This window comes from Bacillus sp. EB106-06-01-XG163 (genome assembly GCF_058791615.1).
Window position 1 is genome coordinate 178,265 of the sequence record NZ_JBYTDS010000008.1, and the last position, 16,432, is coordinate 194,696.

The 16,432-nt window shown below is 48.0% G+C and carries 13 protein-coding genes and 5 tRNA genes; 7 read left to right on the forward strand and 11 right to left on the reverse strand.

All coding sequences use genetic code 11. The features are described from left to right. Positions 1 to 287 precede the first annotated feature (287 nt). The 11 genes from glmS to AC3WTF_RS11995 form a co-directional block, all read right to left on the reverse strand. Positions 288 to 2,090: a glutamine--fructose-6-phosphate transaminase (isomerizing) gene (gene glmS / locus AC3WTF_RS11945; RefSeq protein ID WP_003156758.1), complete on the reverse strand. Its 1,803-nt coding sequence runs from the start codon at positions 2,088 to 2,090 to the stop codon at positions 288 to 290. Positions 2,091 to 2,521: 431 nt separating this feature from the next. Continuing rightward, positions 2,522 to 3,868 (reverse strand): phosphoglucosamine mutase, encoded by a 1,347-nt coding sequence (gene glmM, locus AC3WTF_RS11950; protein WP_007408011.1) that lies wholly within the window; start codon positions 3,866 to 3,868, stop codon positions 2,522 to 2,524. A gap of 17 nt (positions 3,869 to 3,885) precedes the next feature. After that, positions 3,886 to 5,325, reverse strand: a complete 1,440-nt coding sequence (cdaR, locus tag AC3WTF_RS11955) for a CdaA regulatory protein CdaR (protein ID WP_492314264.1) — start codon at positions 5,323 to 5,325, stop codon at positions 3,886 to 3,888. Next, the gene (cdaA, locus tag AC3WTF_RS11960; RefSeq protein ID WP_003156763.1) at positions 5,318 to 6,139 is read right to left on the reverse strand and encodes a diadenylate cyclase CdaA; all 822 of its coding nucleotides are present in this window, start codon (positions 6,137 to 6,139) and stop codon (positions 5,318 to 5,320) included. The genes cdaR and cdaA overlap by 8 nt, the downstream gene beginning before the upstream one ends. Before the next feature lie 165 nt (positions 6,140 to 6,304). After that, positions 6,305 to 6,931 carry an anti-sigma-W factor RsiW gene (gene rsiW, locus AC3WTF_RS11965; RefSeq protein WP_011996220.1) on the reverse strand — a complete coding sequence of 209 codons (627 nt, stop codon included), beginning with the start codon at positions 6,929 to 6,931 and terminating at the stop codon, positions 6,305 to 6,307. Between the two features lie 13 nt (positions 6,932 to 6,944). Continuing rightward, positions 6,945 to 7,508, reverse strand: a complete 564-nt coding sequence (sigW, locus tag AC3WTF_RS11970; protein ID WP_003156766.1) for an RNA polymerase sigma factor SigW — start codon at positions 7,506 to 7,508, stop codon at positions 6,945 to 6,947. A 231-nt stretch (positions 7,509 to 7,739) separates the two neighbouring features. Then, positions 7,740 to 7,811: transfer RNA gene (locus tag AC3WTF_RS11975), tRNA-Gln, on the reverse strand. Between the two features lie 4 nt (positions 7,812 to 7,815). Further along, a tRNA-Tyr gene (locus AC3WTF_RS11980) sits at positions 7,816 to 7,900 on the reverse strand. 19 nt (positions 7,901 to 7,919) lie between these two features. Then, a tRNA-Thr gene (locus AC3WTF_RS11985) sits at positions 7,920 to 7,992 on the reverse strand. Positions 7,993 to 7,997: 5 nt separating this feature from the next. Beyond that, a tRNA-Val gene (locus AC3WTF_RS11990) sits at positions 7,998 to 8,073 on the reverse strand. Positions 8,074 to 8,076: 3 nt separating this feature from the next. Next, positions 8,077 to 8,148 (reverse strand) — tRNA-Glu (locus AC3WTF_RS11995). 180 nt (positions 8,149 to 8,328) lie between these two features. On the opposite strand from AC3WTF_RS11995, the gene AC3WTF_RS12000 reads away from it, so the two are divergent. From AC3WTF_RS12000 to AC3WTF_RS12030, 7 genes are all read left to right on the forward strand, one after another. Then, the gene (locus tag AC3WTF_RS12000) at positions 8,329 to 8,781 is read left to right on the forward strand and encodes a 2-thiouracil desulfurase family protein (RefSeq protein ID WP_007408014.1); all 453 of its coding nucleotides are present in this window, start codon (positions 8,329 to 8,331) and stop codon (positions 8,779 to 8,781) included. 18 nt (positions 8,782 to 8,799) lie between these two features. Continuing rightward, positions 8,800 to 9,276 (forward strand): GNAT family N-acetyltransferase, encoded by a 477-nt coding sequence (locus AC3WTF_RS12005; protein WP_007408015.1) that lies wholly within the window; start codon positions 8,800 to 8,802, stop codon positions 9,274 to 9,276. A 99-nt stretch (positions 9,277 to 9,375) separates the two neighbouring features. Continuing rightward, positions 9,376 to 10,305 carry an N-acetylmuramic acid 6-phosphate etherase gene (gene murQ / locus AC3WTF_RS12010; RefSeq protein ID WP_136803756.1) on the forward strand — a complete coding sequence of 310 codons (930 nt, stop codon included), beginning with the start codon at positions 9,376 to 9,378 and terminating at the stop codon, positions 10,303 to 10,305. 128 nt (positions 10,306 to 10,433) lie between these two features. Next, a complete protein-coding gene (locus tag AC3WTF_RS12015; protein WP_032870181.1) occupies positions 10,434 to 11,801 on the forward strand; it encodes a PTS transporter subunit EIIC in 1,368 nt (455 codons plus the stop codon). Positions 11,802 to 11,819: 18 nt separating this feature from the next. Then, complete coding sequence (pbp4b, locus tag AC3WTF_RS12020; protein WP_042634753.1) at positions 11,820 to 13,103, forward strand: penicillin binding protein PBP4B; 1,284 nt, start codon at positions 11,820 to 11,822, stop codon at positions 13,101 to 13,103. Between the two features lie 46 nt (positions 13,104 to 13,149). Then, positions 13,150 to 15,063 carry a glycoside hydrolase family 3 protein gene (locus AC3WTF_RS12025; protein WP_042634752.1) on the forward strand — a complete coding sequence of 638 codons (1,914 nt, stop codon included), beginning with the start codon at positions 13,150 to 13,152 and terminating at the stop codon, positions 15,061 to 15,063. Between the two features lie 15 nt (positions 15,064 to 15,078). Beyond that, positions 15,079 to 16,323: an exo-beta-N-acetylmuramidase NamZ family protein gene (locus AC3WTF_RS12030; protein ID WP_053104622.1), complete on the forward strand. Its 1,245-nt coding sequence runs from the start codon at positions 15,079 to 15,081 to the stop codon at positions 16,321 to 16,323. Positions 16,324 to 16,432: the final 109 nt, after the last annotated feature.

The following is a 16,432-nucleotide window of genomic DNA, read 5'->3' on the forward strand; positions in this document are numbered from 1 at the left end:
AGTACTGTACTTAGATTAAGATGTGCTTATAGGGTTAAACCTACAGTTATAGCTCCTTTTATTAGCGCAAGCTTATTAGCACTAAAAATTTGAATAGGCCTATATATAGGACTCACATCTATAATATGTAACTATTGGCATGATTGTTATATTCAATCCCCGTTGATATTCTCCTAAACAAAAACATCCGTTCGCTTATTCTAATTATAAGCGAACGGATGTAAATCATTCAAATATTTAAACAGCTATATTATCCGCTAAAGCTGTTTACCATGAATTATTTATCCCTACTCCACAGTCACACTCTTCGCAAGGTTGCGCGGTTTATCAACGTCACAGCCGCGGTGCAGTGCCGCGTAGTAAGCGATCAGCTGCAATGGCACAACAGATACCAGCGGAGCAAGCGCAGGGTTGACTTCCGGCAGGATGAATCTGTCGTCTGCGTCTTCTAAGCCTTTCAGCGAGATGATGCAAGTGTTGGCGCCGCGGGCTGCGACTTCCTTCACGTTTCCGCGGATGCTCAGGTTGACGTGTTCTTGTGTCGCCAGCGCAAAGACCGGTGTTCCTTCTTCAATAAGAGCGATTGTTCCGTGCTTCAGCTCGCCGCCGGCGAAGCCTTCCGCCTGGATGTAAGAAATCTCTTTCAGCTTCAGGGCGCCTTCGACACATACGAAGTAGTCAAGGCCGCGGCCGATGAAGAAAGCATTTCTTGAAACAGTCAGGTACTCACGCGCGATCATTTCCATTTCGTCCTTCTGGTCGCAGAGGGCTTCCATGGCGTTTGCCGCAATACCTAATTCTTTGACTAAATCAAAACCGATATCAACGCCGTTGCGTTCTGCTGCAACGGACGCAAGGATCGCAAGCACGGCAATCTGAGCCGTATACGCTTTTGTTGATGCAACCGCGATCTCAGGGCCTGCGTGCAGAAGCAATGTGTAATCCGCTTCACGGGAAAGCGTTGATCCCGGAACGTTTGTGATCGTCAGCGCTTTGTGACCCAGCGCTTTGACTTGAACAAGCACGGCGCGGCTGTCCGCTGTTTCTCCGCTTTGAGAAAGGAAGATAAAGAGCGGCTTCTTAGACAGAAGCGGCATGTTGTAGGAGAATTCACTCGCTACATGCACTTCAACCGGGACGTTTGCCCACATTTCAATATATTGTTTCCCGACAAGACCGGCATGGTAGCTCGTTCCGCAAGCCACGATATAAATACGGTCCGCTTCCGCCACGGCGTCAGCGACATCGCCGGCCACGGCCAGTCTGCCATTTTCGTCTTGATACGTTTGGATGATTTTGCGCATAACAAGCGGCTGCTCATCCGTTTCTTTTAACATGTAGTGAGGGTATGTGCCTTTTTCGATATCACTGGCGTCAAGCTCAGCGATATAAGACGCACGTGTCATGACTTCACCGTCAAGGTTTTTAATCACGGCTTCGTCTTTTGTCACGATCACCATTTCTTTGTCCAAAAGCTCAACGTATTCATTCGTTACTTGAAGCATAGCCATCGCGTCAGATGCCACGACGTTAAACGTATCTCCAAGGCCGATTAACAGAGGGCTTTTGTTTTTTGCAACGTAAATGGTGTCTGTGTTTTCACCGTCAAATAATGCAATTGCGTAAGAGCCTTTTAACAGAGTCAGTGTTTTGCGGAACGCTTCTTCTGTGCTAAGTCCTCCCGCCACAAATTGCTCGATCATTTGAACGACTACTTCAGTGTCCGTGTCGCTTTTCAGTTCAACGTTTTCAAGATATTCGCGCTTCAGCTGAACATAGTTCTCGATCACACCGTTGTGAACAAGTGTAAAGCGGCCGAGTGCGCTTTGATGCGGGTGAGCGTTCAGGAAGCTTGGTTCGCCGTGAGTCGCCCAGCGTGTATGGCCGATTCCCGCTTGAGATTCAACCGTGTGATCCACCACTTCACGAAGGTCGGCGATGCGGCCTTTTTCTTTGTACACATGCACGCCCTGCTCATTCGCCACAGCGATACCGGCAGAGTCATAACCGCGGTACTCAAGCTTCTCTAATCCTTTTAACAAAATCTCTTTCGCATCAAGCTGACCGATGTAACCTACAATTCCACACATATTTTCTTCCTCCTAAAGGTGCAAAAGGAGACGAAGAAAGTCAAATTACAAGGGGACTTTCAATCGTCCCCTCCCACATGTTTTTTTGGAAGATCATGTGATTTCTCTTTGTTCGGAGAGTCGCCCCTCCGGTTTGAAGAAATCCTTACGGCTGTGATCTAAATGAATCAGCCGGGAGGCATCCGCCGAAAATTCGATAACCTCCATCCTCGTCAACTAAGCCGTTTTTCGGGCGCTTAGTTCGGGCGCTGTAATTATAAAAGATGCAAACAATCCCGCCTTTCCTGCAAGTGAAAAACAAAGGCTGAACAAGCTTGATTTTACAGCATGTGCCAAGGACGGTCAATTATTTTTTGCCGCCCCGGCATCATGTTTACTATCATATTATGCTGATCGCACTTGTCTTGTTCGCTCTCTGCTTATAAACTTCGCTACTCCGCTCCCATTTCTGTCCGCACGACATCCACGATTTTTGTGACATATTCGTCACAAAGCTCTTTTGTTCTCGCTTCGGCCATCACTCGGACGAGCGGTTCGGTGCCTGACGGGCGCACTAAAATCCGGCCGTCTCCGTTCATTTCTTTTTCCACTTCAGAAATAACGGCCTTCACCTTAGCGTTTTCTTCTACCTTATATTTATCCGTCACTTTCACGTTCACTAAGAGCTGCGGGAATTTTTTCATTTCATCCGCAAGTTCTGAAAGGGTTTTGCCGGACGCCTTCAGCGTATTCACAAGCATGATCGCGGACAAAAGACCGTCGCCGGTAGTGTTGTAATCAAGGAAAATAAGGTGCCCTGACTGCTCGCCGCCGACATTATAGCCGTCTTTTTTCATCGCTTCTACGACATAGCGGTCGCCGACTGCCGTTTGAACGCTTTTGATTTCTTCTTTTTCAAGCGCTTTGTAGAAACCGAGGTTGCTCATCACAGTCGATACGACGGTATCATCCTTCAGACGGCCCTCTGATTTCAAATACTTCGCGCATATGTACATAATCTGATCACCGTCGACGATGTTTCCTTTTTCATCAACAGCAATGAGGCGGTCGCCGTCTCCGTCAAACGCAAGGCCGATATCGGCGTTTTTTTCTTTGACGAAAGCACTCAGCGCTTCCGGGTGTGTAGACCCGACGCCATCATTAATGTTTAATCCGTTCGGAGACGTCCCCATTGTAGACACGTCAGCATCGAGATCGGCAAAAAGGTGCGTCGCAATGGATGATGTCGCACCATGGGCGCAGTCAAGCGCTACATGAATGCCTGTGAAATCTTCGTCCGCCGTCTGCTTTAAAAATTGCAGATACTTTTGAACGCCTTCAAAATAATCGTTCACAAGCCCGAGGTCCGCGCCTGTCGGTCTCGGCAGCTTATCTTCCGGTTCATCCATAAGACGTTCAATCTCGGCCTCCTGCTCATCAGAAAGCTTAAAGCCGTCCCCTCCGAAAAATTTAATTCCGTTATCCTGTACGGGGTTGTGAGAAGCGGAGATCATGACGCCCGCCTCAGCATCCATGGCTTTCGTTAAATAGGATACCCCCGGCGTAGAAATAACGCCGAGGCGCATCACTTCAGCTCCGATCGATAAAAGTCCGGCGACAAGGGCTCCCTCCAGCATATGTCCGGAGATACGTGTATCGCGGCCGATCAGCACTTTCGGGCGCTGCTTATCTTTGGTCAGGACATAACCGCCAAAACGCCCAACTTTAAAGGCCAGCTCTGGCGTAAGCTCGCTGTTGGCAACACCTCTTACACCATCTGTTCCAAAATACTTGCCCATTTTGTATCGCTCCTTTTTCATTCTGTTGAAGAAGAATCAGCGCTTGATCCGTCTTCATCCTGGTCTTGATTTTGATACTGGTTTTGACTTTTATTCTGATCGCTGTCAGTGTCGTCTTCCCGGTTCTTGTTCTTGTCTTTGTCTGCGTCTCCGCTTGTGCCGTTCTTATTGCCGGAATCAGCGGAACCGCCGTTATTTTTATTTGAACTTGAGTTTTTCTTAGAAGTCAGCTTGATCTTAACCGTGTCTTTTGACAGGGACCATGTGACGTTTTGCGGGCCGTTTACTTCTAGCTTTACAGAGTGCTCTCCGTCATCCAAGTCCGAGACATTGGCATACAGTTCAATGTCCGACTTTTTCAGCGCCTTAATGTTGGCGGGGGAGCCTTTGGCCGTAATATTTATCGCCTGCGATTCAGGATCGAGAAACTCAATCTGCTGTGAGCCTCCCAGTCCGACCGTCTTGATTCCGACATTGTCAAAATCCTTTTTGTCTTCACTGTCCACTTTAACATGAAGCGTAATTTTTTCCGGTGATACCTTAGTGACACCCTTAGGAAGCGGGATATCGGCATTGATATCGGTATCTTTATCAATTTTGCCTAAATCAAGAGATACGCCGTCAATAAATTCAAGTGAATCCAGCACATCCTGCGGGCCGTAAACCGTCACCTCACTCGGATTCGAGTCAATGCTCGCAACGCTCACCCCGTCCGGAAGACTTCCCTTCCTTTCGATTTTGAAAGGAAGCTTTTTGCTCGGACTGGCTACGGGAACCGTCACTTTAATGACTGACGGTTCAACATCAACAGGAAGTGCGTTGCCGTCTTTGTCATAGACGGTCACCTTCACTTCCTTTTCAATGGTCTCATTTGCATTTTCAAGGTTCACGGATGCTTTGACAAGTGAAATGTTATCAATCACATTTTTCGAACCTGTAATCTGCACGTTTTTCGGGCTGATAATCGGCTGCTGAGGGGTGTATCCCTTTTTCATTTTGCTTTTATTGTAGTATTCAACTTCCACGGGAAAACTCTCAGCCGTTTTTTCCTGAATCGTAACCGTCGTGACTGACGGGTTAATGGAGATCGTCAGTCCGTCCGATACGTTTTTCGCCTTCAATTCGACCTTATGAGTCCCGGTCTTCAGCTTATTCATATCGGCGTATATCTCAAAATTCTTCGTCTGTCTCGCCTTTTTCACCGCGCTTGTCGAGCCTTTAATCGTGACATTTACGGTCTGGGGCACGCCGGTGACGACATAGTTCGCTTCATCATAGTATGCTTTTACAGGAATATCAGTAAGCGTAGCCTCGTCAGTCGTTGATGTCGGAAAAAAGGATTCCCCCGGCTTTTTCGGAGTCGGCGCCTGGTTGTTGTTAACCGCAACGTAAAGCAGCAGCGCAAAGAGCAGTGCAATGATCTTTACAGCCCAGCGGTTGTTTAAGAATTTATCCATTTTTCTTGCCCCTCCAGTACCAGCGGTTAGAAGAAGTATCTCTGGCGTTTTTCTTAAACTCGGCTTCAAGCATTTCTTTCAGTGCTTCTTCCGTCAATTCTCTGTGAAGGTCTCCGTTTTTGGCCACACTGATGGCGCCCGTCTCTTCAGATACAATAATGGTTAAGCTGTCCGTCACTTCACTGATGCCGACAGCCGCTCTGTGACGCGTCCCCAGCTCCTTTGAAATAAACGGGCTTTCAGAAAGCGGCAGATAACAGGCAGCCGCCGCAATCTCGTTATTTTTCATAATGACCGCTCCATCATGCAGCGGTGTATTCGGGATGAAGATATTAATCAAAAGCTCCGAGCTGACCTGTGCATTAAGCGGGATGCCCGTCTCAATATAATCGCCCATTCCCGTATCGCGCTCAATCGCGATGAGTGCGCCGATGCGGCGTTTCGCCATGTAGCTGATCGATTTTGTAATCGCTTCAATTGTCTTATGCTGCGCTTCCTCCACGGGGGTTCCGCTCCTGGAAAAGAACCGGCCCCGTCCGAGCTGTTCAAGCGCCCGTCTCAGCTCAGGCTGGAATATAATGATGATCGCTAAAAATCCCCATGTTATCGCTTGGTCCATCAGCCACTGAAGCGTGCTGAGTCCCAAATATGAACTGGCCATCCGGACCAATACGATGACGACGATTCCTTTTAAAAGCTGAACCGCCTTCGTCCCGCGTATGACCATGATTAATTTATATATCACATACCAAACAAGGAGAATATCAACGGCATTGCCGAGGTATTGCAAAAATGGGATGTCCTCAAAAGCCATTTCCTCGTCCTCCAAGAATTCAGTCATTTCGTTTTTCTGTTATGAATTGTGCTGCATGAGCAATATGTACATCATATAGCGTGCTCATTATACCACATTTTGATTTCTCAAGTGAAATGAGCCAGAGCGGCGATGCACAAAAAAAGAGTAAAGCGATTATACGCTTTACTCATCTTCACTCGGGTCCAAAGCGCTCACGACGCCCTGGCCCGCCGATTTCAGTTCGTACCAGACCCAGTCAAACAATTGGTTAATCTCTTCAATCTGCCCGGTGACTTGTCCGGCTGAGGCCATGTATTTTTCTCCGTTGACGACGGTCACATTGCCGTCGACTTTTCCTTCAATGAACAGCTTGCCGTTTTTTACTGTGACATCGCCCTTTACGGTCTCGCCTTCAGGGACGGTGACCGTGTGATTCTGCACGACAAGGTTCGGCTGTTTGGACACACTGAAATTGTGGTCATTATGCCAGCTGTTGAAAAAACCGCCGCCCATTAAAATCACAAAAACTGCTGCGGCTGCAATCATCGGATGAGTTTTGATCCATCGTTTTACAGAAGCGCGTTTTTTCTCTTTTGGAAGATTCGCCATAACTTTGGCAGTAAAATCAGCAGGGGCCGTGACATGCGATGTGCTTCGGACGAGTGCTACGGATTTCTCCATTTCATGAAAATGCCGTTTGCAATTCCCGCATGACTGCAAATGTTGTTTTAATACGTTTTCATCTTCAGGAAGGATATCTCCATCAAGATGCTTATGCATAAGCTGCACAATCTGTTCAGGACAGCTCATTTCATCACCCCACTTAAAGATCCCTTAATTGTTTTCTAAGAGCCTCTCTGCCTCTGTGTATCCTTGTCTTGACGGTGCCGACAGGGATATTCAGAATCTCCCCGATTTCAATTAAAGAGAGTTCGTCAATATACTTTAATACAATAACCGTTCTGTACTTGTCAGGCAGCTTTAAAATCTTTTTCTGAATTGTGTCCGACAGCTCCAATGACAATACGGCGTCTTCAGGGAGAACCCCGTCCGCGGCGATCTGCGAATACATCGTCAGCCCTTCTGCTCCCGCTACTTCTGCGTCCAGATAGTAATCAGGCTTTTTCTTGCGGATGCGGTCAATGGTCAGGTTGGTCGCAATTCTGTAAAGCCACGTCGAAAACTTTCTGTTGATATCGAAACTGTCGATATTGACATACGCTCTGATAAAAGCTTCCTGCGCAATATCTTCCGCTTCGTGAACATTGCCGAGCATGCGGTAGCAAAGCTGGTAAATCTTATCTTTATAAAGGTCAACGATTTCTGCAAACGCATTTTGATCGCCTTTTTTGACTTGCTTGATTCTTTTTTTAATCAGGTTTTCCATGTTTTATCTTACCTCTGCCCTTCACCGGTCTGTATCTATACGTTGATTGTTTTAAAAGGTTTCATTTTTTTTATTACATTTATTTTACCAAATTTCAGGCAGGGTGTAGATGGAAAATACAGAATATACTGCCTTAACAGCAGCTTAAAAATAGTATATCTGATGAACAATCAGAAATCGAAACAAAATGCTGATAAAAAAAAGACACCTTTATGCAAAAGGTGTCTGAGACTGGGCTAGCTGGATTCGAACCAACGCATGACGGAGTCAAAGTCCGTTGCCTTACCGCTTGGCTATAGCCCAAAAATGGTGGAGGGGGGCAGATTCGAACTGCCGAACCCTGAGGGAGCGGATTTACAGTCCGCCGCGTTTAGCCACTTCGCTACCCCTCCGTATTTTTTTGAAAAACAGTGCCGGCCAGAGGACTTGAACCCCCAACCTACTGATTACAAGTCAGTTGCTCTACCAATTGAGCTAGGCCGGCAAATATGGTGGAGGATGACGGGCTCGAACCGCCGACCCTCTGCTTGTAAGGCAGATGCTCTCCCAGCTGAGCTAATCCTCCATATGACCCGTACGGGATTCGAACCCGTGTTACCGCCGTGAAAGGGCGGTGTCTTAACCGCTTGACCAACGGGCCGTTGTGTCCGCGTCGAGCTGACAAAAGTTATTATATACAGGTTGTACCCCATTTGTAAAGAGGAAAATTATTTTTTTTATTTTCAAACTTTTTTACCCGTTTTTTAACTGAAAAACTCATCCCTCCTCTCTTATTTCATTTATGATGAAAGTATCAAAATATTGAAGGGAATGGACACAGATGATCTTAGTCAGCTCTTGTCTCGGCGGTATCGAATGCAGGTATAACGGCTCTCACGCCGCTTCGGAAAAAATCCGCAGACTCGTAGAAGAAAAGAAAGCTGTTATGGTCTGCCCCGAACTTTTGGGCGGCTTCACCACTCCCCGCGAACCGGCGGAAATCATCGGCGGCACGGGCGAAGACGTGCTGAACGGAACGGCAAGAATCGTAACGGCATCAGGCGAAGACGTTACGGCTTTATATATGGACGGCGCGGAAAAAACATTAGCATACGCAAAAGAAATAGGCGCCGCCACGGTCATCCTTAAAGAAAACAGCCCGTCCTGCGGCAGCAGCTTCATCTATGACGGCACTTTTTCGGGGAAAAAAATAATCGGAGACGGCATCACTTCCGCTCTTTTAAAACGGGCAGGCTGCCGTGTTCTATCAGAAGATGAATTGGATCAATTATAAAAAAGGAGAGTAGATATCATGGATGTAGCCCTGTCCTTTTATAAACCGGAGCATGCAGACGGGCTGAACGGGTTTGTGCTGAGTGAAGAAGATAAAAAGTTCACAGCTCTGCCGATAGATGTACTGCCGCAGGCTCTTGTCATCCGGGATCGCTACCCGACAGTCATTTTAAAAGAAGACCGCCCCGTCGGTTTCTTTATTTTACATACCTCAAAAGAAACCATTGCCCCGTATTCGAACAATGTGTCTGCCATTTTGCTGAGTGCGCTGTCCTTACATGCGCCGCATCAGGGAAAAGGTTATGCCAAACAAGCGATGCTGCAGCTCCCCGCTTTTGTCGCAAATTACTTTCCTTGGTGTGATGAAATCGTGCTTGCTGTAAACCATCGCAATCATCGTGCAAAGAACCTGTACCGGTCTTCCGGTTTTATTGATAAAGGTCGTCGCAGGATCGGCCCGATCGGTGAACAGCACATTCTGCATCATTTTTTGTGAAAGCGCTTGATTATTCATCTCATCCCTGCCGATTTTTCTTGAAACATCTATTCAGAAGCCCATATACTTCAAGTATTAACGACTTGGGAGGGTACAATCATGACAGACCGGCTTAACATTCACAGATTGACCACAGAAACCAGAAATCCGCAGACCGCTTCAATCCATCAAGCAGACACGATGGAAATTCTCCGCATCATTAACGAAGAGGATTTCAAAGTGGCTGAAGCCGTTCAGCAGGTGCTGCCCGATATTCAGATTGCCGTTCAATTCGCCCATCAATCATTACGGCGAAACGGCAGGCTGATTTATGCGGGAGCGGGCACAAGCGGCAGACTCGGTGTACTGGATGCGGTTGAATGCCCGCCTACATACAGCGTAAGTCCCGACACCGTCATCGGTCTGATGGCCGGAGGAGCAGACGCCTTTTTGCAAGCGGCTGAAGGTATAGAAGACAGCGAGGAAACCGGCGCTCTCGATCTCAAAACGATCGGGCTTACCGCAGAAGACACCGTGATCGCCATCGCGGCAAGCGGGCGCACGCCGTATGCGGCCGGTGCGCTGAAATACGCAAAAACAATCGGCGCCAAAACCGTCGCGCTCACATGCAATAAACACTCATTGATCAGCACTTATGCCGATCACAGCATTGAAGTCGTCGTCGGCCCCGAAGTGATTACAGGGTCAACACGAATGAAAGCGGCGACGGCACATAAAATGATTCTGAACATGATTTCCACGGCCTTGATGATCAAAAGCGGCAAAGTGTACGAAAATTTAATGGTGGACGTTCATGTCAGCAACGAAAAATTGAAAGAACGCGCAATCGGCATTATCCAAAGCATCACGGGCGTTCCGTACGACAAGGCAAAAGAAACGCTTGAGGCCGCAGGCAGCCATGTCAAAACGGCAATCGTCATGCTGAAGACGAATTCAGACGAAACACACGCGAAGGCACTGCTCAAAGAAGCAGACGGCTTCATTGACAAAGCCATTGAACAGCACGTTTCAAAAGAAAAAGAACGCTGATCGTTCTTTGGTGAAAAATAATGTGCTTTTATGAGCCCGCGCCGTTTTCATGATCGGCGCAGGCGCTTTTAGGACGCGTTTCAGGCACAGCTCCCCGGGAAAAATCGCACGGAAAAAGGAGGATCTCCATGAGCAAAGAGGCATTTTATCAGTCACTGGCCAAAGACATCCTGGACAATTGCGGCGGTTCATCGAATATTTCAGGCTTTACCCACTGTATGACACGCCTGAGGATTACACCTTTAGATCGGGACAAAACGGATATTGAAGCGCTGAAACGGCTTGACGGGGTAATAGGCGTCGTCGAAGCCGAAACACTGCAGATCATTCTCGGCACGGGTGTCGTCAATCATGTCGCCGACGCTTTCGCAAAACTTATGTCATCCGGAAAAAACATTGATTTAAAAGAAGCCGCCTCACGGAAAAAAGCCGATCTCAACAGAAAAAACACCACACCCATCAGACTGTTTCTGAGAAAAATATCAAGCATCTTCATTCCCCTTATTCCCGCACTCATTGCATCAGGTTTAATCACCGGTATTACGAAAGCCGTCATTCAGGCCGGCTGGCTCCCGAAAGAATCCCAAATCGCACTTATTTTAACGGTTATCGGTTCAGGCTTATTCGCTTACCTCGGCGTCCTTGTCGGCATCAATGCGGCGAAGGAATTCGGCGGGACACCCGCGATGGGCGGCCTTGCGGGCATATTGATCCTTAACCCTGAGATCGCCAATATCAGTTTGTTCGGAGAGAATCTGCTCCCTGGCAGGGGAGGATTAATCGGCGTTCTTTTCGCTGCGGTTTTTATCGCTTATACCGAACGGTTTATCAGAAAGTACGTCCATCAATCCATCGACATTATCGTCACGCCTACATTGTCTTTACTTATCACCGGGCTGGTGACATATGTCGTTTTTATCCCTGCAGGCGGTTTTATTTCTGATCTCATTACATCAGGTTTATTGTCGCTGCTGAATGTCGGGGGAGTGCTCTCAGGGTTTGTACTGGGAGCCGCCTTCCTGCCGCTTGTCGTCACCGGCCTGCATCAGGGCTTGACTCCCGTACATTTGGAATTAATCCGATCAATCGGAGATGACCCGCTTCTTCCGATTCTCGCGATGGGAGGCGCGGGTCAAGTAGGGGCGGCCTTCGCCATCTTTATGAAAACAAAAAAAGCCTCATTGAAAAGAGCGATCGGCGGCGGACTTCCATCCGGTCTGCTCGGAATCGGAGAGCCGCTCATCTTCGGCGTCACGCTCCCGCTCGGCCGGCCGTTTTTGACGGCGTGTTTAGGGGCGGGAATCGGCGGCGCCTTTCAAGCCCATTTTCAGGTGGCTACTTTTTCAATCGGTGTCTCCGGCCTTCCGCTCTCGTTTCTCGTACAGCCGGCTCAAATCGTTTTGTATATCATCGGTCTCTTCATCTCTTACGCGGCGGGCTTTGTCTTCACTTATGCGTTCGGATTTAAGGATGACATGGCTGCTGAATTTGAATAAACCGGGAGGGATCAGAATATGAAAACACTGACAGCCGCCATACTCACAATGGTCATCAGCCTCTCTTTTCTGCCGCAGCACAAAGCCGAAGCCCAATCCAAATTATACGACGCAGCAAAGCTTAGAAAGGTTGATCAAATGATTGAAAAAGACATCGCAGCAGGATTCCCCGGAGCCGTCCTCGTCGTCGTAAAGGACGGACGGGTGATCAAAAAGAAAGCATACGGCTACAGCAAAAAATATGACGGGAACGTCCTTTTATCGCGTCCGAAAAAAATGAAAACATCAACCATGTTTGATCTAGCTTCCAATACAAAAATGTACGCGGCGAATTTTGCATTACAGCGACTCGTCAGCCAGGGAAAGCTTGATGTGTATCAAAAAGTCTCGGCTTACCTTCCTGATTTCAAAGACAGAAAAAGCGATCCGATTCAAGAAAAAGACCGCATTCGCGTCATCGATGTGCTCCAGCATCAATCCGGTCTGCCGGCAAGCTTTTATTTCTATCAGCCGGACACCGCAGGCCCTTTGTATTCACAAGAACGGGATAAAACGATCCGTTTTCTCACTCAAATCCCGCTTGCATACAAACCTGGAACAAAACACGTATACAGCGATATCGGTTACATGCTTCTCGGCTGCATCATTGAAAACATAACCGGAAAAACCCTTGATGCCTATGCGGAACAAGAACTGTACAAACCGCTGAAACTGACGCACACACTGTTCAATCCGCTGCAAAAAGGCTTTAAAGAAAAATCATTCGCAGCTACTGAACGTTTAGGCAACACACGTGACGGAGTCATCCGTTTCCCTCACATCAGGACGTATACGCTGCAGGGGGAAGTTCACGATGAAAAAGCATTTTACTCAATGGGAGGGGTGTCCGGTCACGCCGGGCTGTTTTCCAGAGCTGATGACATGGCCGTCCTTCTTCAAGTCATGCTGAACGGAGGCAGTTATAAACACGTTTCTCTCTTCAATAAAAGAACGGCCGATTTGTTCACCACGGCGGCATCCTCTGATCCGACTTTCGCTCTCGGCTGGCGGAAAAACGGCAGCCCGGATATGGAGTGGATGTTCGGCCCTTATGCAAGCAGGCAGGCATATGGCCATACGGGATGGACCGGCACCGTCACGATTATTGATCCCGCTTATAAGCTGGGGATCGCACTTTTGACCAATAAAAAGCATTCCCCCGTCGTCAGTCCCGGTGAAAACCCGAATGTTTTTGAAGGGGATCTTTTTCCGACCGGAAGCTACGGCAGCATCATAAAAACGATTTATGAAGCCATTGAATGACAACCCATGTCTTTTGTCCAAACTATGACGGCAGGAGGGCACCATCATGAAACTTGTTATCTCAGCTGTATTACTGTTGTTCATTGTTTTCGGCACGCATCATGTATCGACAAAACCGGACATTCCGTCACAGGCGGAACAAGCGGTATCCCGTATGACATTAGATGAAAAATTAGGGCAGATGCTCATGCCTGATTTTCGCAATTGGCAAAAAAAGGGGCAGTCATCACCTGAGGCTCTTACCCAAATGAATAAAGAAGTCGCAGGGCTTATTCAAAAGTACCGGTTCGGCGGCGTTATTTTATTTTCAGAAAATGTAAAAAACACTGAACAAACGGTACGCCTGACAGATGCCTTTCAAAAGGCGAGCCCTGACATTCCGCTATTATTAAGCATTGATCAGGAGGGCGGCATCGTAACTAGACTTGGTGAGGGCACTCATTTCCCAGGCAATATGGCGCTCGGAGCCGCTAGAAAAACAGCCTACGCGTCCCAGACCGGCGCCATTATCGGGAAAGAACTGAAAGCACTGGGCATTAATACGAACTTCGCTCCCGTTCTCGATATCAATAATAATCCCGGAAATCCTGTCATCGGCGTCAGGTCCTTCAGTTCAGACCGAGATCTGACAGCTTCACTCGGTCTTGCCTCAATGAAGGCTCAGCAAAAGCAGGATGTCGCTGCCGCCGTCAAACATTTCCCGGGACACGGCGACACGGATGTCGACAGCCACTACGGCCTTCCGCTTGTCACCCACAATCAAGAAAGGCTGCGTCAGATTGAACTTTATCCGTTCCGGAAGGCCATTCAGGCCGGAGCTGATATGATCATGACAGCCCATGTGCAATTTCCCGCGTTTGACGATACAACCTATAAAAGCAAGCTGGACGGTTCAGACATCCTCGTACCCGCCACGCTCTCGAAAAAAGTGATGACTCATCTTCTCCGTGAGGAAATGGGCTTTAACGGCGTCATCGTCACGGATGCATTAAATATGAAAGCCATTGCCGATCATTTCGGCCAGGAAGAGGCGGTCGTCATGGCCGTAAAAGCAGGAGTCGATATTGCCCTGATGCCGGCCCAAGTGACATCGCTGCAAACAGAAAACCGCTTTGCCCGGGTTCATTCCGCATTAAAAAAGGCGGTACAAAAAGGGGATATTCCGCTGCAGCAAATTAACAAATCGGCGGAACGCATCATTTCCCTGAAAATAAAACGAGGGATATATCCCGCACCGAAAGAGACAAATCTGAAAAAGAAGATTGCAAAAGCAAAGAAAACCGTCGGCAGCAAAAATCACCTGAAAGCTGAAAAACAAATCGCGGAAAGGTCCGTCACCGTCTTACAAAACAAAAACCGCACGCTCCCATTCAAACCGAAAAAGAACAGCCGCGTTCTCATTGCCGCTCCATATGAAGATCAAACAGCGTCAATGGAACAAACCATTCGGCAGCTCATCAAGAAGAAAAAAATCCGGCCGGTAACCATCAGTAAAATGAACTTCGCCGAGCGCACATTTCATGATGAACACAAAAAGCAGATAACTGACGCTGATTATGTGATTACAGGCTCATATGTTGTGAAAAATGATCCTGTCGTAAACGACGGCGTGATTGACGATTCCGTCACAGATCCCGGCAAGTGGACGACTGCATTTCCGCGGGCAGTCATGAAAGCCGCACAATCGAACCAAAAACCCTTTGTGCTGATGAGCCTGCGTAATCCATATGACGCCGCGAACTTTGAAGAAGCTGAAGCCCTTATCGCAGTCTACGGCTTTAAAGGATATACAGACGGACAATTTCTCCAGCCAAACATTCCGGCAGGCGTTGAAGCGATATTCGGACAGACAACACCGCAAGGCAGGCTGCCCGCTGACATTCCTTCCGTCACGCATCCGGGAACGACACTGTATCCTTATGGTTTCGGTATCAATCTGAAGACCGGAAAACCGCTTTAAACAGGAGGACTGATCATGAAAACACAAACGGCTGCGCTTCTTGCCGGATTAGTCGTCATCAGTGCTATGACGGCAGTCTCGGCGGCTTCTGACAGAAACCTTCATACCGCCAAGAAACCAAGCATCCAAACAGGCATCGACCGCCTGCTGAAAGATTATAAACAGGAACTGAAGGGAAAAAGGGTCGGGCTGATCACCAACCCGACCGGTGTGAACAATTCATTGAAAAGCAGCGTTGACGTGCTGTATGAGGCACCAGACATCCACTTGACGGCATTATTCGGACCGGAGCACGGTGTCCGCGGCGATGCTCAGGCCGGAGACAAAGTCACATCGTATATAGACGAAAAAACAGGGCTTCCCGTCTACAGCCTGTACGGGGAAACGAGGAAACCGACGCCTGACATGCTGAAAGATACAGATGTGCTGATTTTCGATATTCAGGATGTCGGAACGCGATACTACACCTACATTTATACAATGGCCTATGCCATGGAAGCGGCCAAAGAAAAAGGCATTCCTTTTTATGTATTGGACCGGCCGAATCCGCAAGGCGGACGAAATCCGGACGGCCCGGTTCTTGAACCGGATTACGCTTCATTTGTCGGACTGTATCCGATCCCGCTGAAGCACGGCATGACGATCGGTGAGCTTGCTCTTTTATTCAATAAAGAGTTTCATATTGGCGCCGACCTAACCGTCGTAAAAATGAAGCGCTGGAAGCGGACGATGACGATTGAAGATACCGGTCTGCCGTTCGTCCTCCCTTCGCCTAATATCCCGACCCCGGACAGCATATTCGCATATTCGGCGACAGGACTAATCGAAGGCACAAACGTATCCGAAGGAAGGGGCACGACAAAGCCGTTTGAACTGATCGGCGCGCCTTATATGAAAAACACCGAGCTCGAAGAACGCCTGAACAGTCTCAAGCTTCCGGGCGTCACCTTCAGAGCCGCATCATTTATCCCCAGCTTCTCCAAGCACCAGGGCAAACTGTGCCACGGCGTACAAGTCTACGTAACAAACAGAAATACATTTGAAGCGGCAAAAACAGGGCTTTCCATTCTGAAAACCATGCATGACTTATATCCGAATGACTTTTCATTCTTGCCGACAGGCTCTTTTGACAAGCTGATCGGTAACGGCTGGGTACGCAAAAAAATAGAAAAAGGCGCTTCCATTGAAGACATCACCAGCACATATCAACGCCGGCTGGACCAATTCAAAACTATAAGAAAACAATACCTCATATACTGACAACATTCGTGTTACACGTGTAACATTTTGACGCATTTCACATTTCCGCTTTTTATAGGAAAACATTCATTTATTTGGTACAATTTAAATGATAACAGTTATCATTTAA